Here is a 24,271-nt window from a genome sequence, read left to right on the forward strand (position 1 = left end):
ATTCGCCTTTTTGCTTTATAAATAACATTACGATGAAAACAATTGTCAGAAATATCTTTACAGGGATAATGCTTTTGGGAACTGTTGCTTTAGTAAATGGGCAGTTTCTTGCTGCATCAGATACCTCAGAAAGCAGTGTGAGAAAATATCAGGGAATCATTAACTCCAATAAAGATCTTGTTGAATTTATTGAACAACTGCTTCTCCAGAAGGGACTTCCAAAGCATTTAAGAAATTTAGCCCTTATTGAATCCCATTTTGACAAAAACATTACCTCCGGAGCCGGAGCTGTAGGCGTATGGCAGTTGATGACAGCACACGCCAATCAGTATGGTCTTGCAGAACATCAGCGTACAGATGTATATAAAAGCACAAAAACAGCAGTTATTTCGCTGGCGAATCTATACAAAAAGTATAATAACTGGGTAACGGTAGTAGCAGCTTACAACTGTGGAGAAGGAAATGTTGCCAAAGCTATGCAGGCTGCAGGTTCCAGCCAGTACCACGAATTTTATAAATATCTTCCTGCAGAAACCATCAACCACGTAAAAAAATATCTGAATGCATGTTATGCAACAGGAGAACTTCAAAGCGTGTTAAACAATTACAATTCTGCAAGGATCAATAAGGTATTTTTTGAAGATGGAAATAGAAAGATGCCCAATGAGACATTATCAGAAACAGAGATCAATGCTGGATTTAGTCTGAATGTGATTGCTGATGAGCTTGATGTAGAGGTAGATAAAATTCTTGCATGGAATCCCGGAATTACAGAAGAATTGCAAAGAAAAGGAGAAAGTACTTTTTATCTCCCTACCGATTTGATGCCTGATTTTCTTCTTAGAAAAAATAAAATCCTCACCAGATCAATAAAAGAAAGTACAGGAGCTGGTTCTGGTATACAACCTTAAACCAACCAACAATATTTAAGTAACCAAACCCATTTACGGTTTGGTTATTTTTTTTGAAATTCTTTACGACTAACACTCCAAAAAATCAAATAGGAAATAAGAAATGTTTCCTAGATGTATTAGAAGTTTATAATTCATGATCAAAACGAAGGAATTTTAAACGTCTATCATACCGAATAGATTCATTTGACTTTCTTATTCCCTTATTTTTAAGCAAAAGTTAAGATCTGTTAATTTTATGCTAAAAAGTATTAATATTTCTCATTAAAGTGTAAAATGCCCCTTTTAGTCAGTGTTTTATGAAGTGTAAAAATTCAATGTTTTAAAGCTTTTGAGTGGAGTTATTAAATCCAATGTCGTAGAATTACTACAAAAAGTCGTAGAACTACTACAATTTTTCAGATTTATAGTTAAAAGTTTTTTTTCCGAAAAAAGACCCTCTATATTTGCTAAACAATCACAGAATCACAAAATATTATTAACGATTAAAATTTACAAATCATGGCAGAAAGAAATTCGAGAGGAATCTTAAAATTCAACAACGGAGAAGGTCAGAAATTATTAAAAATGAACTACAGCGTATCAAGATCAACAGACGTATCAGGACGTGTAGCTTCAGACCCTTCTAACGCACTTATCAAAGTTACAGTAGAAGCTACTGAAAAATCAGACATCCTAGAAAGCTTATTGAACGGAAAATATAAGCCAACAGTAGGAGAAATCGTTTTCAACAAATCTCACGAAGAAGGAACATTAATTACTTTGAAGTACTTCTCAGTACGCTGGACTGTGGCCATCAGCAGGTAAATAAGCCTATTCATCATCTTAGTAAAAATAAAATTGGTACAGGACAGTGCACTCGGAAGAGTATACTGTCCTGTTTTTTCATAAGGGCTAACGGATTTCGTGCAATTATTCTCTTAATAAGCAGATTACGTAAATCAAACCTTATATTTTTTGATTCTGTTGCTGTATGATCAGCAGTTTATTTAATATTTAACTTAAACACAAAACATTATGTTTCAGGATGACAAGACAATTAAAGTAGAAAGCCCAAAGGATAATCTTATAGGCAGTCAGAAGCAATTGAAAGATGCAAAGGAAAATGTTGCTAAAAAAGTAGAAGAAAAGTTGAATAAATCGGGTGATAAAGTAAAGAAAGCCATAAAAGCCGGACAACAGGGAATGAATGCTGTACAAGGAACAAACATGTTCATGAATCAGACTTTTGTTCCTAATAACCCTTCTATCATTGAAAATAAAGTGTGGGCTAAACAGCCTACCTCAAAAATACATAATGCTGAAGCTATTCCTCAAAGTATTATTGCCGGAATCAACCGAGTGGTGAAACTGGATATCATTATTGAAGGACAGATTATCAAGCATTTTAAACATTTTAAATTAGTACAAAGTGCAGCCAAACATCATGAATTTAGCCTTACACTGGCACATGATACATTGGGAAGCGCAGAAAATCATAATCTTGGTGAAGCACAGAACTTTCTAGGAAAGAGAATTACTGTTGTTTTCAAATATAAAGATATTATTCAGGGAGCAGAACGTAATTTTGTAGGCGTTGTCACAGAAGTAGGTTTCAGCCAAGAGAAAGGAAGCCTTGGAAATATTGTACTTAAAGGATACAGCCCCACAATACTTTTAGATGCAGCACCTCATATTCAGAGTTTTGGCGGAAGCCAGCCTATCAGTCTGAACAGTGTCGCCTATCATGTAATCAGTGAAGGATTGGGAATGAATAAATTCGATTTCAGAGTAGATGCTCAGCATGGAAACGTTTCCTACAGTTCACAATACGAAGAAACACATTACAATTACCTGGCAAGAATAGCTGAAGCTTACGGAGAACAGTTTTACTATGATGGGGAGGTATTGCACTTTGGAAAACTTCCGCCTCAGGAAAAACCTGTGAAACTTACCTATGGAAGCAGCGTAAGTGATATTGCAATCAAAATGAAAGCCCAGCATGTAAGTCCGTCTTTCTATGGCTACAACAGTAGTAAAAATGAAAAAATGACGGGAGGAAGTTCAAAGATCAATCATACTTCGGATATTGCAAGACGTGCCTATGAAATATCAGAAAAAACCTTTACCACTCCTTCTTTGAGAGTAGCCCCTATAAAAGCTACATCCTTTATGGATATTGATGCCTCTCAAAAAGGAACTGCCGGAAGTAAAGCTTCAGAAGTTTTTATCACTTCCGGAACGACCACAGTCCCTTTCTTATATCCGGGATGTACTGCGGATATTGAAATGCGTAAGTCAGAAAGCAACGAAACGTCTTATTTCACCAAATTGATGATTATTGAGGTTACTCATGAGGTAGATGCCAGAGGATATTATGATGGTAAGTTTGAAGCGATTGCTGCCGATACAGGCTATATCCCACGTCCGGAATTTGAAACCCCAAGAGCAGAGGCTCAGTTTGCAAAAGTAATATCCAATTCTGACCCTCAGAATCAGGGTAGAGTTCAAGTACAATTTGACTGGCAGAACGGCCCGGATATCACTGAATTTATCCGAGTAATGTCTCCGGACGCAGGAAGCAGTGATAAGGTAAGCAAAAATCGCGGATTCATGTCTATTCCTGAAGTTGGTGACCAGGTTATCATCAATTTTGTTCATCAACATCCCGATCGTCCATTTGTAATGGGAGGAATGTTCCATGGAGGTATTGGTGCAGGAGGCGGCGCTGGGAATAACGTGATGAGCTTAAGCAGTAAGAGCGGAAATATTATTCAGTTTCATGATGGATGTGGAATTGAGATTAAAGACAGAAGCGGTAATCATGTCACTTTAAGTGGAACTGGAAATATTAAAACTGAGGTAAGTAATAATAGTGAAGAATTTATTGGGAATAATCTTACAATAAACGTTGGAACAAATACTACAATAGATGTAGGGAAAGGAAAATCCAAAATTACCATGGATAATGCCGGGAAAGTAGATATTAACAGTGCTAAAGAAATAAAATTAGAAACGGGTAGTAGTTCTATAACGATGACTTCTGATGGTAATATTATTATTCAAGGAAAAATTATTGCCCTTGGAGCAAACGGAATAGGAATGGAAGGTAATGAAAGCGTATCTCTGAAAGCACCTATTGTGACAATAAAAGGAGATACAGAAGTAGATATAAATTAAAAAATGAATTTGGTAAACTATAAAATAAAAGGAGGTGATTCCTTAGAAACAATTGCTGCTCATTTCAATATAAGTGTAAAAGAACTTGTGGCATTTCATAATAAAAATGCAGTGATGACTCAACAGATCTATGGAAAAGAAATCCCGATTCATATCAGGCATTTAATTGTAAATTCAATTGTAACCATTGATGAAAATACTTCTGCTGAAGATCTTAACGAAATTGATTTCAACAGAAACTTTGTATATAGAACGGAAATGATTGTGGGTACGGTTCTGGAGCAGGTAATGGTAGATAACAGCACTTGTAAATCCCAGTATAAAGTAGGTTTGGATGATGATAATACATTGGCTGGTGTTCAGTTACAGGAAGTTCATGTACAGAGTTCTCCCCAGATTATGCAGGCAGGAATGGAACTTATTGCAGAAATAGATAAAATAAAGTGTAATTCTGTTTTCAGGCTGAATGCTGACACCGGGAAAATAGAAGAAATTATCAATTATAAGGCAATAATGAAAGAATGGGATCATTATAAAGAAGGTCTTGAAGGTAGAAAAACGGTCTTGAAAATGTCACAGAACAGAAAAGACATAGATGATTTTATTGCTGGTGTAGAAACTATTATAAAACCTGAAAAGAATCTTATTGAAGATTATTACAATAAAATGTTTTATGAACTGTTTTTTACGAAACATTTGTTGGGAAGCACAGATTTTCTTGAAGAATATTCCCGTACCTACTATTCAACTTTATTTGATAAAGAAGAAGTTATACTTAAATTTACTCCTGCTATTTTGGAAGAAACAGATGAAATTCTGAAAATAAGAAGAGTAAGTGAAATGGATTATCCATCACTTAATATGGGACGAATTATTGAACTCTATGACGAAAGGATAAAGCCTATGGTACAGTTTAATTTTTCTGAATATAATTTCAGTTACAGAGAAACATTAGTATGGAACAAAAAAGAGAGTGTCCTTCAGGAATCCAGGGTAACAGTAATAGAAGAAGTGAAAAATAATATTCAGCTTCTGATAGATTTTAATTTAAAACGAGTAGAATAATGGCACAATCATTCATACCTGAAGGAACGATGATCGTCTGTACGGAAATGAAATCTCCTACAGATAATAGTATTCTTGAGAAAAGGGATAAAGCTGATGTATTCCACGCCAGCAAAAGGGCTTATTTACTTACAGAGAAAGATCTGAAACTACAGACAGAATTTGTCTGTAATATTAACAGTAAATTTTGGGGCGGGCTCAGAGCCTTATGCACCATTATTGCTGTTGGTGCCTTGATGGTTGCTACAGTAGCTACCGGAGGATTGGCATTAGTAGCATTGGGAGTTGCCTTAGCAGCAGTAGGTACATCCGCATTTGCCGGCTACAAAGAAACTTCCCATAATTGCGATATTACGATGCAGTCTAAATGGATTAATCTTCATGATACAGTTACCATAAATGGACATAAAGCTCTTTTACAGAATTCTAAACTGATCTGTAAGAAAGGAGGAGCGCTTTCATTAGTTGTTGATCCTGTTTTGGCAAGAGCAGCGGCACAGAAAATTGCTTCCAATAATACTAAAGAATATGAAGCGCATCTGAGCTCTCAAATGATACAGGGTGCCATGTTTTTGATATCTTCTAAAGGAGACCCACGGGCTCTGGCGGTGGGGCTGCCTTTAACGGTTTATAATTATGCAACAGGAGAAGATAAGAAGATTCAAGACAGAGCTAATGCTATTGAGCAAAGAATAACTAATCCTCAGAATCCGGCTGATAAAGGAGTTTTAGGGACTGCCTGGGAAGCTGTTCCGGACGGAAAAGGAACATTAACTGCAGGAAGAGATGCTGTCATTGGAACAACCGCCGAAGTGATCTACAAAAACCCTATCCTTATAACAGCTGCAAGAATTTATCCTTCAGTAGTAGCGGCTTCTATGAGGTCTGCTTATCCTGATGCAGCATTACGGCTTAATACAAGTTTAGTAATAGCCGGAGTACAGCGAAGCTTTACCAATCCCGGAATTTTAAAAGGAATGGGAGAAGGCTTTGCATGGGGAATGGCTGGTGCAGTGGTAGATGGAGGTATTGATGTTTATGAGAATAGTTTGTATGATGATACGATAAAATATTTCACAAGAGTATTATCAGAAAAAAATAAAAATTCTAAAGGCATAAACATAATTGCAAAAACTAAATAATGAAAGGACTAGGTTATTTTTTAGGGGCGACTTTTGGAGCTGCATTATTATTCTTTATAATAAGTTTTATTTTTTTGAGGCCAAGAGAAGTTGACAATCAAGAAATTATTAAATTTATCAAAGATTCTGATAAAATAAAAATAAAAGAACCAATCCCATTTTTGAGTAAATATGATGGAGATGATGAACGTGTTGGTGGAGATGAAATATCGAAAATGACTTATTTTAGTAATCGAAATATGTCTTATGTAAGAGCAGATACGTATACTTATTTTTCCAAAGAATTTAATAAATATATTAAAACTTACTCTATAAATGAAGGTTATATGGGCGGCGAAATATTAGATTTTGGAAGAAAAGACAAAGACATAACTATTTGGCCGGATATGTATTTCTATTACAACAAAGAGCAAAATGCCGATCCATCCTATGGAACAATAGACAAACCTCTTCCTATTCTTCATTTTAGAAGTGCTGATCCAGCACTTCGATCTATGAGACAGAATAACAAAGATGCTGATCCTGCCTATCTTAAAAAAGTGTATGATGAAAATGTAAAATTGTATCTGCAATATTTTATAGATAAGGAAGATTTCAAGAAGCTGTATCCTGATTCATGAAAGGAATAAGCTATTTTCTAGGAGCTACCTTAAAATCTACACAAAAGTAATGTAGTACCCTTCAATTTCATGAACAAAAACGAAATAACCCTATCTGTCTTTAACAGCAAATATACTGTTGCAGCCACATTAATTATGGTGTTTATTTTATTTCCGGCTGCTATAATATGGATTAAGTTTTATACGGTAAACCAAACCCGGTTAATCATTACAGTACTGAGCATAGTGTTTGGCTTTTTAATTATTGTGATGAAAAGTGCCATGCAGAAAATTACTTTTGCACAATCTGGAAACCAATTTTATTGGAAAGATGATAAAGGAAATAATGTTCGTCTGGAAGGGGATACCACTTATAATATTTACAATTATCATTCAAGAAAAGCCTTTATGTTAAGGGGTACTACTCATACAGGAACTCGTTACTTTTTGTCACCCGATATGAAGATGAAACCTGATATTGAAGATCTTTTTACTAGGTTTTCAAAGAAACCATCTGCTAAAGATTTTTATAGTAAAGCTTTTCCCATTGTGATTTGTTTAGGATATGCTATTATCAGTATTTTAATTGTCTTGTAACCATTATTCTATTGGAAAGGTGAATATCGAAAAATTAATCTTTAGACGGGTTTCTTCGGCTTGTTTTTTTATTTAAAAATTATGGGGAATAAAGAATTTAAGCCAGAAGATTTTGATATTAAAAATAAAATGGTGAATTATATATATCCTGTTTATACTATGTCTCTTCATTAATTTTGCGGCTTAATGAACACTGGTTCAGAAGTAGCAGTACTCCAGTCCATAAACTTGAATTATGAAGAATAATAATGATCCAACCCATATTACAGAACGCATTTCAGTGCGTTCTTTGCTGATCAGGAATCCTAAGAAAAAATTTATAGTTTTTGTAATCATCGGGTTTCTGTGGATGCTTACGGTAAGAAATATCACAGAACCCTATCATGAAACCATAGGAAAATTGATTCATACCAGAAACGCCTTACTTGAGATCATAATAGCCTTATTTTTTATATTCCTTTATTTATTGATAGTATATGTTTATTTTCATTTTACCTCCCGGATCAGAAGTATTGGGGTATATTCTGACGGAATTGTATTTGAAGGAACAAATAAAATCTTTCTGCCAGAAACATCCGTTTCAGAAATTCATATTGTCAAAAACAAAACCGGACACAATATATTGAGAATGCTTTTCTATACCCGGCACTCCGAAATCTTTTCACTGAACTTTATAAATCCGGAAATAATCAGGGTAATGAATACCTGTTTCAATTTAAATGAACGTACACCAACAGTAAAAACCGGGACAAAAAAAGATGAGGTAAGGTTGATTTTTAAACTATCATAAAGGGTGTTTTTTAAGATAATATTTCCCATTATTGTGTAATAATTAATGTTTTTAAGTTATTTTGTGATTATGGTTAAAATATTTATTAATAAGGTGTTGTGTCAGTTTTTAACTCTATTGTCGTAGAATTACGACATAAAATCGTAGAACTACTACAATTTTTCAGATTTCCATCCAAAAGCTTTTTTTTCATATTGAACGGCTTTATCTTTGTCTTACAATTATTGAATAACAAAATTATTACTAACGATTAAAATTTACAATCATGGCAGAAAGAAATTCAAGAGGAATCTTAAAATTCAACAACGGAGAAGGTCAGAAATTATTAAAAATGAACTACAGCGTATCAAGATCAACAGACGTATCAGGACGTGTAGCTTCAGACCCTTCTAACGCACTTATCAAAGTTACAGTAGAAGCTACTGAAAAATCAGACATCCTAGAAAGCTTATTGAACGGAAAATATAAGCCAACAGTAGGAGAAATCGTTTTCAACAAATCTCACGAAGAAGGAACATTAATTACTTTGAAGTACTTCTCAGTACGCTGGGCTTTGGCCATCTGCTGGTAAATAAACCAGAAAAACAACACTTAAAAAAACTAATGGAACAGTATGCTCAGAGAGTATACTGTTCTGTTTTTTATTTACATAAACTATTAAACTATATAAAAAATGTTCAGAAAAGTTCTATTTATTCTCACTTTTATAATGTCATGTGTTGCTTTGCAGGCACAAAACAGTTCTTCTTTATACAAAGGAACCGTGAACGGAAAAATGCCGATAACCTTATTTTTACAATCTGTAGAAAATGGATGCGGTGGTGATCCGTTTTATAATGCGATGTACCGCTATGAAAAAGTAAGCAATTGGTTAGAACTTAACGTTACAGAAGGCGCGAAGGGACAATTTGCTATGGTAGAAGAGGGCTTTACAGGATTGATGATTTTAAAGAAAGAAGGAGAAACTATGAGTGGAACCTGGATCAGTCCGGATGGAAAGAAACAAATTCCGGTGCAGCTTACCAAGGTAAACATAGGCAAAAAAGACATGGAAAGCTACGAGAAAAAAATGGAACAGTTAAACTATGAAAATCATGATTGCTAATAAGAAGCTTATCTTATAATCTTATCAACCATTGTCGATCAGGAAAAATGACCATAATTCCCCTCCTCTGGAGGGGTAAACTGAAGATTTGACGAGGTGGTTCAGGTAAACATCAATATTTCTACAGCTATCAAATAAATCTACACGAATCATCAGACTCGCAAGCAAAGCAAACTAAGCATTCTTCATAATATTCACAACCTCACACCTTCATACTCCGCACCCGAATCCCATCCCAAAACTAGCAACTTATCCTCCTATTTTCTTATATTTGTTCATTATAGACAATATGGACGCAACACAAGATAAAAGGCTGTTTCTCATCGATGCTTATGCGATGATTTTCAGAGGATATTACGCACTGATCAGGAATCCAAGGTTAACAAGCACAGGTTTAGATACCTCTGCCATCTTTGGTTTTACCAACTCTTTGATTGAATTGATCCGAAGAGAAAAACCAACTCACCTGGCTGTTGTTTTTGATGTAGGAAGAGCAAGCGTAAGAACTGATGATTTCGCTGATTATAAAGCCAATAGAAGTGAAACTCCTGAAGCAATTAAAATTGCAGTTCCATATATTCACAGGATTCTGGAAGGAATGCACATTCCGATTCTGGGTGTTGAAGGATACGAAGCTGATGACGTAATAGGCACCATTGCCTGCAAAGCAGAAAAAGAAGGCTATACCACTTTTATGGTAACACCGGATAAAGACTTTGCACAGCTGGTTACCGATAAAATCAAAATTTATAAACCAGGATTAAAAGGTGGAGATATTGAAATTCTGGGCGTAGAAGAAGTGAAAGCCAAATATGAGATCGAAGACCCTAAACAGGTCATTGATTATCTGGCCATGATGGGTGATGCTGTAGATAATATTCCGGGATTAGAAGGTGTTGGAGAGAAAACTGCCATGAAATTCCTTAAAGAATTCGGAAGCATTGAAAACTTACTGGCTAATACCGATAAACTAAAAGGGAAGTTAAAAGAAAAAGTAGAAGCCTCTGCAGAACGCGGAATAATGTCTAAAAAACTGGCTACTATTATTTGTGATGCTCCTGTAGAATTCCATCAGGAACAATACGATCTTGAAACTCCTGATTTTGAAAAAGTAAAAGAAGTTTTCGAAGAAATCGAATTCCGAAGATTATATGAAAACCTTTACAGAGCTTTTGCTCCGGCAGTTACAGAAACAGTTGCGGTAAGCGAAGTGGAGGTAAAGCAGGCTCCAGTTAATACAGAAGCAAAAGGGCAGGTAATGCAGCTTGATCTTTTTGCCAATTTTGAAGAGCTGGATCAGGCTACTTCTACAAAATCATCTATTGAGCATAATGACCACCTTTATCAGTTTGTAGATAATCCAAAAGCTCAGAAAAAGCTGGTAGATAATCTATTAAAGCAAAGAGCTGTTTGTTTTGATACAGAAACCACTTCATTGAATGAGCTGGAAGCAGAATTGGTAGGAATGAGTTTTTCCTATAAAAAAGGATTAGCCTATTATATCCCTTTATCAGAAAATAGAGAAGAAGTATTGCAAACGCTTGAAATCTTCAGACCGTTTTTTGAGAAAGAGGACTTACTGAAAATCGCTCACAATTTAAAATTCGATTATAAAATATTAAAGCAGTACGACATTACCGTGAAAGGTGCCATGTTCGATACTATGATTGCCCATTACCTGCTGAATCCTGACGGAAGACACGGAATGGATTATCTTTCTGAGGTATACCTGAATTATAAACCAGTTTCCATTGAAACTATTATCGGGAAAAAAGGGAAAAAACAAGGAACTTTCAGAGATGCCGATCTTAGAACACAGACAGATTACGCTGCAGAAGATGCCGATGTAACATTCCAATTGTATGAGCTATTTGCTCCACAATTGAAAAAAGAAAATTTGGAAGAGCTTTTCTTCAATATTGAAATGCCTCTGATGGAAGTTTTAGCTAAAATGGAACTTGCAGGAATTTCTTTAGATGAAAAATGGCTGGCACAGGAAAGTATTGACCTTGAAAATGACCTACGGAATTTAGAAAAAACGATTTTTGAGCTCTCAGAAGAAGAATTCAATATGAATTCACCTAAACAATTAGGAGAAATTTTGTTTGAAAAAATGCAGCTTGATCCTAAAGCCAAGAAGACAAAAACAGGACAATACGCCACTTCAGAAGATGTACTTCAAAAGTTGGCTTCAAAGCATGAGATCATCAAGCATATCCTGGAATACAGAACCTATCAGAAATTAAAATCAACGTATGTAGATGCTTTGCCATCGCAAATTGATAAATTAGATAACAGAGTACACACCAACTTCTCTCAGACTACAGCCGCTACAGGCCGTCTGGCAAGTGTGAATCCAAACTTACAGAATATTCCGATCAGAACATTGAGAGGACAGCAGATCCGTGGAGCCTTTGTTTCAGGAGAAGGGAAAAAGATAATTTCTGCCGATTACTCACAGATTGAACTTCGTCTTATCGCTGAAATTTCAGGAGAAGATAACATGATTAAAGCATTCCAAGATGGAGAAGATATTCACGCCTCTACAGCTGCGAAGCTCTTTAAGATTCCTTTGGATGAAGTTTCAAAAACCCAAAGAAGCCAGGCTAAGACCGTAAACTTCGGAATCATTTACGGACAAGGAGCTTTTGCTTTAGCTGAACAAACCGGATTATCCCGTACAGAAGCCAAACAAATGATCGAAGCTTATTTCGAAACCTATCCGAAACTGAAAGAATATATGGCAGAACAGGTGAACAAAGCTCGTCAGATGGGATACGTTGAAACCATTCTGGGAAGAAAGCGTCATTTAAAAGATATTAATTCCAACAATTTTGTAGTAAGAGGACATGCAGAAAGAAATGCAGTAAATGCTCCGGTACAAGGGAGTGCAGCAGATATTGTGAAAATTGCTATGATTAAGATTGATCGTGAACTGGAAGAACAGCAGTTAAAAACAAAAATGCTTCTTCAGGTGCATGATGAATTGGTATTTGAAGCTCCGGCAGATGAAATTGAAGCCGCTTCAAAATTGATTAAAACCGAAATGGAAAATGCCCTGAAAACACAGGTTCCGTTATTGGTAGAAATTGGTGTAGGGGATAACTGGCTGGAAGCACATTAATAGAATAAACTTACTTAAATAATAAAATAAAAACTTCTGCCTACAGGCAGAAGTTTTTATTTAAACGTCAAACTCAATCTCACCAATATAATACAGCTTGTTTTCCTCCCCATCCACAGAAACAGGGTTAGGAATTACAAATCTACTGGCAAGAACAATAGTGTTTACCGGAGTATCCAGGCTCAGATCATTAAGCTTTTGTTCAAGAATAGGAAGCCATTGGTCTGCATAAGAATATTCTGAAAACTTTTCAACCAGTCCTAGCCTTTCGTCTTCAAAACCATATTCTATAAAGTCATCATCAAACCATTTGATATTTTGAGACTCTGCAAATTTTGAAACATACTGATCATCATTTTCCTCTTCCAGATAATAATTTTCATCCTCTTCTACAAAAGCATAAAATTCTTCTTCATTTTTAAAATACCCCAGCCAGAAGTGAGAAATTTCTTTGTCCATAATGTATTGTTTGTTGTATTATTTAATATAATGATTTACAATGGATTTTCCAAGTGATTACACTTTTCCAATTACCTTTTGCTGTTGAAAAAATAAATGCAATCTTCTTATTTTCTCATTTGGAAGTGTAATATTACAAAAGTTTTCCGTTAGATCAGAATTTTTAAGTAGCAGTACACAAAGTTGGAGATCAAAAATAGTTCCGTAAAATTTTTTATTGTAATTTTATTCTATTGTTAAATTTTAAACATGGAATTTCTACAGGATCATTATGTAGTGAAGAATGAACTGCTGTTAATCTTTATCTCGGTTATGCTTGGATTAATGATTGGAGCTGAGCGCGAATATCGTAATAAATCTGCCGGACTGCGTACTTTTATTCTAGTTTGCTTTGGAGCTTGTCTATTTACAATTCTTTCTATTAAAATTGGAGTTGCCAATCCGGATCGTCTTGCCGCCAATATCATTACCGGAATAGGTTTTTTGGGGGCTGGAGTTATATTTAAAGGTGAAAATAAAATTGAAGGAATTACTACAGCTACTACCATCTGGGCAACAGCCTCTATAGGAATGGCGGTAGGTTCCGGATATGTTTATTTTTCTCTTTTGGGAACGGCTTTGGTGCTTATTGTGCTAAGTGCTCTAACTTATCTTCAGAGCTTCATAGATAACTATAACAAAATAAGGGAATATAAAATAGGATTCAGTCGTTCAGAAGATGCCAGACATTGTGAAGAACTGTTTAAAGAACATCACTTGAAGTATTTATTAATTAAACAACAATATACTCAGGGAAATATTACTGTTACATGGAGAATTACAGGGAAGAATACCCAGCATGAAAAACTGATGAAAGATCTTATTGATGATCCCAGAATTATTGCTTATCAGTTTTAATATAAAGCAAAAAAAAAGGCCGAAGCCTTTATTTTTATTTTTTCTTCAATATATAAAGATCCTTGTTAGGCCCATCGATTTCTTTTCCTTCCATATCCAGTTGGAAAATCATGCCTTCAGCAACTTTATACTTATTTTCAGCCGTTTTACCTTTTAAAGTGATAATACTTCCTGTAGCATCCCATGTAAAAGTTCCTTTATCTTCGTTCTTGGATTTTCTTTCAAGATATTCTTCAGTAATGCTGAACGTTTTATCATTGTTCAATGTTAATGAAGTCTTGATTCCAGGACAATCTGCGCATGGTACAGTTCCTTCATAAGTACCATTCCAATCCAACGAATTTTCAGTCGTGTCTCCTTGTGCACTTGTGATAGGATGAGCGATGCTGTCTGTAGTTGCAGCAGTTGCAGTAGAATCGGTAGTTGAAGTTTTGGTGTCAACAGTTTCTTTTTTAGAACAAGAAGCAAGGAATAAAGCTGCTCCAATTCCAAGGATAAGTGTTTTGTTTTTCATCATAATAATTAATTTAAGTATGTTTTTTATTAAACTGACAAGCTATAAACAAAAATTGAGCCAAGAAAATATGATATTTTGGAGTGCCTGATATGAGGTACGGAATGTAAGATACAGGTTTCGAAATGAAGGAAATGAGGGTCGGGAATTGAGATAGGAAAGATAAATAATTAATTTGCTTATAAGTGCTTATTTTTATAAATACCGAATGGTAATTCACTGTGCATTGATGAGGTAAAATTGAGTCTTATCATTTTTACCCCTGTTTTATTGGTTCTATTCCTATTTTTCTTCGTAAATTCGGGCAAAATTTTAATTATGACAAAAAAGATACTTTTATCCGTATTTCTTTTGCCGGCTGCAATGGCATTTGCACAACAATATGGAGGAATGTGGATTCCTACAGAACTGAATGAAAAGGAAATGAAGGATTTGGGAATGAAGATTTCCGCAAAGGACATTTTCAACCCTCAGAAGCCGAGCATAAAAGATGCAGTTGTACAGTTTAACGGTGGATGTACCGCAGAAATTATCTCTCCTAAAGGATTATTACTGACTAACCACCACTGTGGATTTGGGCAAATTCAAGCACATTCTACAGTTCAGAACGACCTTCTTTCAAATGGTTTCTGGGCTAAAAATATGAATGGTGAACTTCCAAATCCAGGAGTAAAAGTAGATTTTATCGTAGATATTAAAGATGTTACCTTCCAGATTCTAGAAGGAACAGACCATCTTACTGAACCTGAACTTACCAAGAAGATCAATAACAACATTGAGGTTTACAAAAACTCTCAAAAAATTGAATCTTACCAATCGATACTGATAAAGCCAATGTACTACGGAAACAAGTACTATGCTTATACCATTGAAACATATAAAGATATCCGTCTTGTAGGAGCACCACCTCAAAGCATCGGAAAATTTGGAAGCGATACCGATAACTGGGTTTGGCCTAGACATACCGGAGATTTCTCTATGTTCAGAATCTATGCAGACAAAGACAACAAGCCTGCAGAATATTCAAAAGACAACGTTCCTTACGTACCAAAACATTATTTACCGGTTTCTATCAAGGATAAGAATGAAAATGATTTCACATTTGTATTCGGATTCCCAGGAAGAACTACAGAATATCTTCCTTCAGTTGCCGTAGAGAAAATTATGAAGGATATTGATCCTGCAAGAATTGCTGTACGTGATGTCGCATTAAAAACTTTGGACGAAAAAATGCGTGTAGATAACGAAACACGTATTAAATATGCTTCCAAATATGCATCTGTAGCCAATTACTGGAAAAAATGGATCGGTGAAGTAGAAGGATTAAAGAAATCCAATGCTGTAGAGAAAAAAGTAATGTATGAAGGATCTTTAGTCGCTAAAAATCCTGAAGTTAAAACTACTTTAGATCAGTTGAACAAACTGTACAATGAGCAGGCACCTTACGCATTGAATAATGCTTACTATACAGAAGTGGTAAGAAATGCTGAAACATTAAAGCTTGCAGGAGATTACTATGACTTTGTAGCGACTGTAGAAGCTGGAAGAATGGATGAGAAGGAGCTTACAAAGTTTAAAACAAAACTTACTTCTTTCTATAAAGATTACAGTGCAGAGCTTGATGCTAAAGTAACAGCAAAATTACTAGCTTTATATACTAATAAAACAGCGCCACAGTTTTTACCGGCAGGATTCAACAAATATAAAGATGAGAACGCCAATATTCCTGTAGTAGAAGATATGTCTAAAAACTCTATCATTACAGGAAGAACAGCTGTAAACGGAGGTACATTAACTGCAGATATTGATAAGGCTTTCTCTAACCAGGATAAGTTGATTAAGACTTTGAAAAAAGATCCTATCTATCAGCTTTACGTTTCTATGAAAGAAACTTACATGAAAACGGCAGATCCGCAATATACTACACTTCAGGCAAAAATTGATGCCTTACAGAAGAAGTTTATGGCTCAGCAGATGGAAACGGATAAAGACAGAAAATTCTTCCCGGATGCTAACTCTACCCTTCGTGTAACTTACGGTAAAATTAAAGGTTCTACTCCAAGAGATGCCGTTTCTTACGGATACCAGACTCACCTTGCTGGAGTAATGGAGAAATATGTGCCTGGAGATTACGAATTCGATGTTCCTAAAAAACTGATTGAGCTTTATAACAAGAAAGATTTCGGAATTTATAAAGATAAAACCGGTGACGTTCCTGTAGGATTTACAGCAACCAACCATACAACAGGTGGAAACTCAGGAAGTCCAACTCTTGATGCCAACGGAAACCTGATTGGTCTTAACTTCGACAGACAGTGGGAGGGAACTATGAGTGATATTAACTTCGATCCACGTTTCAGCAGAAACATTATGGTGGATACAAAATATATCCTATTCATCGTTGAGAAATTTGCAGATGCTAAATGGCTTGTTGATGAAATGAAGGTTATAAAATAATTTTAAAAGTTATACCTTTAAAGAATCTATTTGAATTTATTTTGAATAGATTCTTTTTTATTTTAGGATGAAAGACAGCCTCATTAATTTATTTACTGCTTTTGAAACAGGTCATCTCGGGAAGTCTTTTCCGTTGAATTACTGTTTACCTGTCTATCACTGTGTTTCTGATGAGAACTTACCCCATATCAAACATGTGATTTCCTATAAAAATACCAGACAGTTTGAAGAAGATCTCGACAGTATTTCAAAACATTTTCAATGGGTAAACTGGGAAGAATTCAAAGATTTCACTGTCGGAAAGTTCAAACCTCAGAAAAAAATAGCTCTTCTTACCTTTGATGATGGTTTCAGTGAGTTTTATAATATTGTTGCTCCTGTATTGGAACGCAAAGGAATTTATGCCTGTAATTTTATAAATCCGGCTTTCATTGATAATAAAGATCTTATGTTCAGATGCAAAGCCAGTCTGCTTATAGAAACTATTGAAAATAAAAAAGACATTCATCCTGAGCTATACCGTATTTTATTTCTTGATAAAGGCACTACAAAGGATATTTTAAAAAAGGAAATCCTAGAGGTTACCTATCAGAAGAAAGAAATCCTGGATGAGCTCGCTGAAAAGCTTGAACTTGATTTCAAATCCTATTTAAAAGAATATAAGCCTTATTTAAGCACAGAGGAATTAAAAAACTTGACAGATAGAGGCTTTGGGATATCTTCTCATAGTTGGGATCATCCAAAATTCGGAACGTTATCTCTGGAACAGCAGATGGATTCTATCCATAAAACCTTTACCTACTTAAAAGAAAATGATTTCCTGTATGAAAGTTTTGCTTTTCCTTTTACTGATTTTGGCGTGAAAAATACCTTCTTTGAAGAACTCTTTAAAAATAAAGAAATACACTGTACCTTTGGAACTGCAGGTATTAAACTAGACAGTGTGAAAAGAAATTTTCAGAGAATTCCAATGGAAATGGGGATGAGCGCAGAAAAAATCCTGAAAAAAGAAATTGCTTACTTCAAATTGAAAAAGCTGATCAATAAAAATACCATTGTTAGAAAATGATAGAGCTGAAAACATTTAATAGAAAAGAACTGGAAGACTTTGTGTCATCCGGTGAATTCAGTAAGTATGATTTTCTTCCTATTACAGCTCATCGGGCGATCTCACAGATTAATAATCCTAAAGCATCGGATGATCAGACACTTCTTATTTTAGCTTTCTTTGAAGGAAAACTCGCAGGATATGTTGGGTGTTTCCCTGATTATTTTATGGTTGATGGAAAGAAAGTACACTTCGCTTGGTTGAGCACGCTCTATATCAATCCTGAGTTTCAAAAGAAAAGACCTGCAAAAAAACTATTGAAGAAGGTTTTTGAAGAATACAATGGTCAAATTGCTATCACAGAGTTTACCAAAGAGGCTGAAGCTTTATACATTATCATGGGTGTTTTTGATTATGCATTTCCTAAAAGAGGGAAGAGGTATTACTTCAGAACAGATGCTGCAGGAATCATTCCTGAGAAAAAACCGCAAACAAAAATAGGAAAACCTCTTTTTTATACTTTGGATGCCATAGCAAATTCCTTAATCTCAATAAAGAACCTGAGTGTAGGAAAACCAAACTTCAAATATGAAATCCTTGATCGTGCAGATGCGGAAAGTATAAATTTTGTGGCTGGATTTTCAGAAAATCGAAATGCTGAAGAAATCAATACCTTTATAGATCATCCCTGGATTCTAAAAGGTAAAAAAGAGGAGAAGTATTACTTTTCAAGCTTTGCTGAGGTCTTTACTTACTTTTGGGTGAAAATTTATAATGATAGTGGTGAACTTACAGCTTGTCTCCTGCTTCAGATTCGGAATGGCTACCTTAAAATACCTTACCTTTTTTCAAATAATGATTACGATAGAATCGTACGGTTTTTAAGTTATTTCATCATTGAAAATAAAATAAAAGGGTTTACTTGTTATCATCTTCAGCTGAATGAAGCCATATCTCACTCTAGCGTATTTCCAAAAATTTATGAACGGGACTCCAAGCGGGAGTATCTTTTCCATAAAGAATTATTGCAAAACCTTCCTGAAACCTTCAATCCTCATTTCCAGGACGGAGATGGTGATTGTATGATGACATAAGAAAATTAGAATAGTAAAATAAAAGCCGCTCAATACTTATATTGAGCGGCTTTTTTATGTTTAGTGTCCGAAAATGTCCTTCAGACTTACTTCTGTAAAAGTTCCCATTTTACTTACAGCTTCCATATTCAGATTCTCTTTTTTTCCGATAATGGCAGTATTAAAATCTACGGATTGAATTTCCGATTGATAAAACTGTCTGATATCGTCAAATTTCAATGCTTGGATCTGCTCAAAAATATCCTTTCTGTAATCATGAGAGATTCCCAGTCTTTTTAACCTTAATGTGTTGAAAAATATGTTATTTCTCGTAATTCTGGTAGATGCAATCTGTTTTAAAGCAGCATTTTTAGCATTTTCAAACTGAGTGGTAACCTCAGGGAGCTCACTCATCAACTCATTCATCGTATCCACAGCGATCATCAGTTTATCCGGTTGAGTTCCGATATAGGTGGTAATATAATCCGGATGTCCCAATTCAGCATTGGCGGCATAAGAAACATAGGCTGAGTAAGCAAGGCTCTTGCTTTCGCGAATTTCCTGGAATACAATAGAAGACAATCCTCTTCCAAAATATTCATTAAAGACATTCATCTTTCCAAAATTAGCAGGATTAACTTTATTTCCTTTTCCAACCTTACTCATTTCCATCTGAACCATATCGTAATCGATAAAGTATACATGTCCTCCGGTTGCCGGTTCCGGATATTGTTTGGGTTCAGGAATCTGAAGACTTTCAGTTTCAGTATATTCACCAATATATCCTTTGAATGCTTCAAAATCCTTTCCATAAAAGAAAATCTGATAAGGATACTTGAATAGCTGTTTCATGCGGTCTGTAAATATTTCAGGCTTACTGCTTTCAAGCTCTTCCTTAGAGATAACATCTTTGAAACGTGAAGTACTTCCCAGTTTGGTATAATTAGTCAGTGCAGTCATGATACGGTTTTTATCCTTTTTGATAGCCTGACGGTTTTCCAAAACAGTTCCCACAAACTGATTGTAGATTTCCTGATCCGGTTGTACACGGTACATCCACTGTTGTAGAAGTGAAATTCCTTTTTCAATATTTTCTTCCAGTCCGCTCAGAGAGATTAATAACTGGTTATTGGAGGTTTTAAAATCATTACTGATTCCAATTTTGAAGAATTCCATTTTCAATTCCTCTGGAGAAAGACTATCCGTACCTAAATATTGAAGTAGCTGAGTTGAAATCCCAAGATCTCTGTCATTATCACTTCCAAATGGGAAAATAAAATGAACCTGAGCAATATCGTTGTACTTGTTTTTTACAAAGCTTAATTTCTTTCCTTTGATTTCATCTGTTGCAATCTCTTTTTGATAATCGATGAATTCCGGCTTGATATCTTCAGTTTTTTCAGATAATATTTCCTTTAAAAACTCAGATTGCTCCTCACGATTGATCTTTATAGGAGTAATACCTGGATTTTCTACCCTGATCAGCTGATCATTAACACCTTTTTCTTTGTTAATTACAACATAATTATCCTTAAAAAAGCTATTAGCAAAATTGATAACATCATCCTTCGTGAATTTGGCATATTCATCCATCTCGTTAAGTTCCTGTTCCCAGCTTCTTCCTTTGATGTAGATATCATATAGAGTAGTAGCAAGACCTTCTGCTGTTTCAAGGCCTTTCATTCTTTGAAGTTTGAAATCATTGATGATGGCCGGAAGCATCCAGTCAGGAAAATCTCCCTTCTTGATAAGTTCTATTTCATCCAGAACCATTTCAGTTGCTTCCTTCAGGGTTTGAGTTTCCTTTGGAACTGCCACAATAGAAAAATAACCATATTGTTTTAATCCTACTGAGAAAGCTTGTGCCCAAAGCATTTTTTGAGTCTGGTTAATGTGGAGATCCAATAAACCAGCCTCACCTCTGTTACTTAGAATATTGACAACAATATCAGCAAGCATAGCTTCCCTTGTTCCATAGCTATCCGTTCTCCAGGCCAATTGAACCCGTGGAGTAGTAGGACTTTTCACTGTTTTCTCAATGATTTTGGTAATAGGCTGCTCAATAATCGGATTCTTTTTCGGAAGCTCTCTATAAGGAAGAGTACCAAAATACTGATCTATCAATTGAATGGTCTCTTCAAAATCAAGATCTCCAACCAATACCATAGCATAATTATTAGGAACATAGTACTCGTCAAAATATTTATGAATAGCCTTCATAGAAGGATTTTTCAAATGTTCAGGTCTTCCCAGTGTGGTCTGCTGCCCGTTAGGATGAGTAGGGAAAAGAGCTGCCATCAGTTCATAGTTCACCAGCCTGGAATCATTATCCTGAGCTCTGTTGAACTCCTCATACACCGATTCTAGCTCCGTATGGAAAAGACGAAGAACCATTTCAGAAAACCTTTCCTTTTCTATTTTTAACCATTTTTCCAGTTCGTTATTCGGAATATTGTTTTTATAAACCGTTTCATCAAACCATGTATGAGCGTTGGTTCCCGTAGCTCCTAAAGAAGAAATCGCTTTGTCATATTCATTTGCAATTGCATACTGACTTGCTTCCTGAGAGATATCGTCTATTTTCTTATAAATTTCTTTTTTCTTTTCCGGATCCTGCTCAGCTTTATGATCCTCATAAAGAGCGGAGATTTGATCAAGAAGTCCTTTTTCTTTTTCCCAGTTTAGAGTTCCTAGTCTGGAAGTACCTTTAAACATCATGTGCTCAAGATAGTGAGCCAATCCCGTATTATCAGAAGGATCATTATTACTTCCCGTTCTTACCGGAATGAAAGTCTGTATTCTTGGTGCATCAAAATTCTGGGCAAGGAAAACCTTTAATCCGTTCTTTAATGCGTAGATTCTTACTTTATTCTTATCGTGGGTTAGAGTAATATATTCGTAGTGGTTGGGATCCGTATGAACCGTTTCTTTATATCTTCTGTCTATCATATATGAATTCATTTCATCCTCTTTATAGTAAGAATGTAATACAAATGTAAGCAATCAAAAAAAAATGCTCCCCGATTTTTATGACTATTACATCTATGGTTATAGTTGAAATCCTGTATAACAAGAAAAAAGTACATCATAGACGTACTTTTTCATTATAAGTTAAACTTTGTTAGAGGAAAGATAGCATCTGGAAACCTTATATTTTGATCAAAGCTCTTATCTTACCTCACAAATGTAGCGTAGAAGGCTGTTTTATTTTTCTTCATTCAGAATAGGAGTAAAGAAAGACATGAAATCCTTTTCCAGATCCTTAGCCATAGAAACAGAGCCATATACATTCAAATGTGATCTGTTATAATACATTAAAGTATCCTTATAAAAAGGAGCCGTTTTAAATACTTTGCTTTTCGAAAGATCATAGAAATAGACATTCTTGTTTTCTGTTGCTAGCTTTTGGAGAGCCGCTTTATTTTTTTCATTCACTGTTACTATGAACTTTTTTGAAGTTCTTTTAATATAATCCCTGTTTACCTTTATAGGATCACGATCAACAGTAGGGAAGGTTTCAAAGACAATTAGCCTTTGATCAGGGTTTAAACCATGAGCCAATTTCTCTACAGCCTGATAAATCGATTGTGGACTGATAAACGTCGAACAATTAATCATAATAATTTTACTTCGGCTGATGTTTTCTTCTGTAAAAGGAGCGAGCTGTTGGGCGGCATCATAGAATTTCATTCCATAAGAAGGAATTTCACTTCGTTTTATCCCATCAAGAGCCATAATTCCATCAGTAGTAATGGTGGTAAAGGAAAAATGGTTCTTTTCACCAACATAATTTAAAAATGGTTTGATAGTAAGGGCATGGCTGTCTCCTATCAATAATATTTTAGGATTTTTAACATTTTTATCACCAAAAATCTCAGTCTTTTTCTGATTATGAGAATCTACACCGAATGAAGGAGAAGTATAGATATCCGGAATTTTATAAAACGCTGCAACTTTAGGAAGGAATATAGTAAGAAGTCCCAATAAGACCGAGCCGGAAACCGTATATCGTAAAAATAAGGCATTACTTTTCTTTCTGAAATAATTTTCGATAAACCGGTAAGAAAACCAAGCCATAAGAGAAGTAAAAATACACACGAAAATAACCTGATTGGTACTAAGCGTATATTCATCATTATAATATCTGATATAAGCAATAAACGGCCAGTGCCACAGATAAAGAGAATAAGAAAGCTCTCCAATATAGCGAGGAACTTTTTTTGCAAAAAAATCAGAAATAAAATTACTGCCCGTAACTAATAAATTCGCAGTAGCAAGAGTTGGAACTAAAGCTGTCACTCCCGGAAACGGAGTGTTTTTATCGATCAGAATAGCGGATAGAATCAGTACACCTAAGCTCAGTGATGCAATGATATTATTATTGGCTCTACTGAAATTGATTTTGTTTTTTAAAGTTAGGCTATATAATGATCCGATTAGAAATTCAGGAATTCGAGCAGGAAGTGAGAAATACCTAACCGATGTATCGTGGCTGATGTGCATAGAAATATTGGCATAGGCAGTTAATGCAACAATAAGGAGGATAATAACGGCTGGCAGAAATTTTCTTTTGATAAATATAAGAATCAAAGGAAGCAGAAGGTAAAATTGCATCTCAACAGCAAGCGACCACGTATGCAGAAACGGATTGTCCTCCAATCTGGCTCCGAAATAAGAATCTCCTCGTGCAAACAGTAGATTAGAAACAAATAAAAACGATGCTGCTACAGCCTTTTGAAATCCCCAGAAATCTCGATCCAGATATATATAAAATCCTGCAGAAGCTACAATAATAAGAAGAAATAGATAAGCCGGAAATATCCTTTTTAGACGCTTCAGATAAAAATTATAAAAACTAAAATCAGATTTCTCCTTATCTCCCATGATAATAGAAGTCATTAGAAACCCTGAAATGACAAAGAAAATATCTACACCAATGAAACCACCGGGCAGCCAATGATAATTTAAATGAAAAATAAAAACTAATAAAAAAGCTAGACCTCTTATCCCTTGTATATCATTTCTGAATTGCATTCGATGATTTTTAGTTACGTTGGCAAAAGTAATAAAAATGTATCGAGTGAGGAGCTTAATCCCGCTATCCACTCATACTCCTCGCGCCATTCCTCCCCAATGCTCAAATCCTCCCGCTCTCCAACTCTTGCTGCGGGGTAACCGTTTCTATCGGGGCTAGGGTAGGGGACGTTAATTATAAATGATGAGCAATAATAGGGAATAGGAAATAGATGTTGGCATATATAATAGCTACCATATATATAATAATATAATAAGTAGAATCCGTTTCCCACAGAACATCCATCAATAGAAACG

General features: G+C 35.2%; 17 protein-coding genes and 2 pseudogenes. 15 read left to right on the top strand and 4 right to left on the bottom strand.

All coding sequences use genetic code 11. The features are described from left to right. Nucleotides 1–32: 32 nt before the first annotated feature. The 11 genes and pseudogenes from GTR01_RS18955 (at nt 33) to polA (ending at nt 12,492) form a co-directional block, all read left to right on the top strand. On the top strand, nt 33–911 hold the full coding sequence (locus GTR01_RS18955; protein ID WP_160139323.1) for a lytic transglycosylase domain-containing protein: 879 nt from the start codon (nt 33–35) through the stop codon (nt 909–911). A 501-nt stretch (nt 912–1,412) separates the two neighbouring features. Further along, nucleotides 1,413–1,682 (top strand): annotated as a pseudogene (gene tssD / locus GTR01_RS18960) (type VI secretion system tube protein TssD); the annotation flags it as partial. Nucleotides 1,683–1,928: 246 nt separating this feature from the next. Further along, the gene (locus tag GTR01_RS18965) at nt 1,929–4,070 is read left to right on the top strand and encodes a type VI secretion system Vgr family protein (RefSeq protein WP_160139324.1); all 2,142 of its coding nucleotides are present in this window, start codon (nt 1,929–1,931) and stop codon (nt 4,068–4,070) included. Nucleotides 4,071–4,073: 3 nt separating this feature from the next. Continuing rightward, a complete protein-coding gene (locus GTR01_RS18970; RefSeq protein ID WP_160139325.1) occupies nt 4,074–5,135 on the top strand; it encodes a LysM peptidoglycan-binding domain-containing protein in 1,062 nt (353 codons plus the stop codon). Further along, the gene (locus GTR01_RS18975) at nt 5,135–6,277 is read left to right on the top strand and encodes a PAAR-like protein (protein WP_160139326.1); all 1,143 of its coding nucleotides are present in this window, start codon (nt 5,135–5,137) and stop codon (nt 6,275–6,277) included. Before GTR01_RS18970 ends, GTR01_RS18975 begins: the two co-directional genes overlap by 1 nt. Continuing rightward, complete coding sequence (locus tag GTR01_RS18980) at nt 6,277–6,897, top strand: hypothetical protein (RefSeq protein WP_160139327.1); 621 nt, start codon at nt 6,277–6,279, stop codon at nt 6,895–6,897. Before GTR01_RS18975 ends, GTR01_RS18980 begins: the two co-directional genes overlap by 1 nt. Nucleotides 6,898–6,966: 69 nt before the next feature. Beyond that, the gene (locus tag GTR01_RS18985; RefSeq protein ID WP_160139328.1) at nt 6,967–7,473 is read left to right on the top strand and encodes a hypothetical protein; all 507 of its coding nucleotides are present in this window, start codon (nt 6,967–6,969) and stop codon (nt 7,471–7,473) included. Nucleotides 7,474–7,708: 235 nt separating this feature from the next. Further along, nucleotides 7,709–8,263: a hypothetical protein gene (locus tag GTR01_RS18990; protein WP_160139329.1), complete on the top strand. Its 555-nt coding sequence runs from the start codon at nt 7,709–7,711 to the stop codon at nt 8,261–8,263. 265 nt (nt 8,264–8,528) lie between these two features. Next, nucleotides 8,529–8,798 (top strand): annotated as a pseudogene (tssD, locus tag GTR01_RS18995) (type VI secretion system tube protein TssD); the annotation flags it as partial. Nucleotides 8,799–8,936: 138 nt separating this feature from the next. Continuing rightward, nucleotides 8,937–9,368: a hypothetical protein gene (locus tag GTR01_RS19000; protein ID WP_160139330.1), complete on the top strand. Its 432-nt coding sequence runs from the start codon at nt 8,937–8,939 to the stop codon at nt 9,366–9,368. Between the two features lie 289 nt (nt 9,369–9,657). Further along, complete coding sequence (gene polA / locus GTR01_RS19005) at nt 9,658–12,492, top strand: DNA polymerase I (RefSeq protein ID WP_160139331.1); 2,835 nt, start codon at nt 9,658–9,660, stop codon at nt 12,490–12,492. A gap of 60 nt (nt 12,493–12,552) precedes the next feature. On the opposite strand, the gene GTR01_RS19010 is transcribed toward polA, so the two are convergent. After that, complete coding sequence (locus tag GTR01_RS19010; protein ID WP_160139332.1) at nt 12,553–12,951, bottom strand: immunity 22 family protein; 399 nt, start codon at nt 12,949–12,951, stop codon at nt 12,553–12,555. Nucleotides 12,952–13,200: 249 nt separating this feature from the next. Between GTR01_RS19010 and GTR01_RS19015 the strand changes: the two genes are divergently transcribed. After that, nucleotides 13,201–13,848 carry an MgtC/SapB family protein gene (locus tag GTR01_RS19015; protein WP_160139333.1) on the top strand — a complete coding sequence of 216 codons (648 nt, stop codon included), beginning with the start codon at nt 13,201–13,203 and terminating at the stop codon, nt 13,846–13,848. A gap of 34 nt (nt 13,849–13,882) precedes the next feature. Here the strand turns inward: GTR01_RS19015 and GTR01_RS19020 are convergent, their stop codons facing one another. Then, on the bottom strand, nt 13,883–14,365 hold the full coding sequence (locus GTR01_RS19020; RefSeq protein ID WP_228452290.1) for a copper resistance protein NlpE: 483 nt from the start codon (nt 14,363–14,365) through the stop codon (nt 13,883–13,885). A gap of 315 nt (nt 14,366–14,680) precedes the next feature. Between GTR01_RS19020 and GTR01_RS19025 the strand changes: the two genes are divergently transcribed. From GTR01_RS19025 to GTR01_RS19035, 3 genes are all read left to right on the top strand, one after another. After that, nucleotides 14,681–16,819, top strand: a complete 2,139-nt coding sequence (locus GTR01_RS19025; RefSeq protein ID WP_160139334.1) for a S46 family peptidase — start codon at nt 14,681–14,683, stop codon at nt 16,817–16,819. A 67-nt stretch (nt 16,820–16,886) separates the two neighbouring features. After that, a complete protein-coding gene (locus GTR01_RS19030; protein ID WP_160139335.1) occupies nt 16,887–17,888 on the top strand; it encodes a polysaccharide deacetylase family protein in 1,002 nt (333 codons plus the stop codon). Next, nucleotides 17,885–18,961 (top strand): GNAT family N-acetyltransferase, encoded by a 1,077-nt coding sequence (locus tag GTR01_RS19035; protein ID WP_160139336.1) that lies wholly within the window; start codon nt 17,885–17,887, stop codon nt 18,959–18,961. Before GTR01_RS19030 ends, GTR01_RS19035 begins: the two co-directional genes overlap by 4 nt. A gap of 60 nt (nt 18,962–19,021) precedes the next feature. Here GTR01_RS19035 and GTR01_RS19040 read toward each other — a convergent pair whose 3' ends face one another. Next, nucleotides 19,022–21,901: a M16 family metallopeptidase gene (locus GTR01_RS19040; RefSeq protein ID WP_410492606.1), complete on the bottom strand. Its 2,880-nt coding sequence runs from the start codon at nt 21,899–21,901 to the stop codon at nt 19,022–19,024. Nucleotides 21,902–22,144: 243 nt separating this feature from the next. Then, nucleotides 22,145–23,974, bottom strand: coding sequence for an acyltransferase family protein (locus GTR01_RS19045; protein ID WP_160139337.1), 1,830 nt, complete (start codon nt 23,972–23,974; stop codon nt 22,145–22,147). Nucleotides 23,975–24,271: the final 297 nt, after the last annotated feature.

The sequence above is a fragment of the Chryseobacterium sp. c4a genome (genome assembly GCF_009900745.1).
Lineage (GTDB): Bacteria > Bacteroidota > Bacteroidia > Flavobacteriales > Weeksellaceae > Chryseobacterium.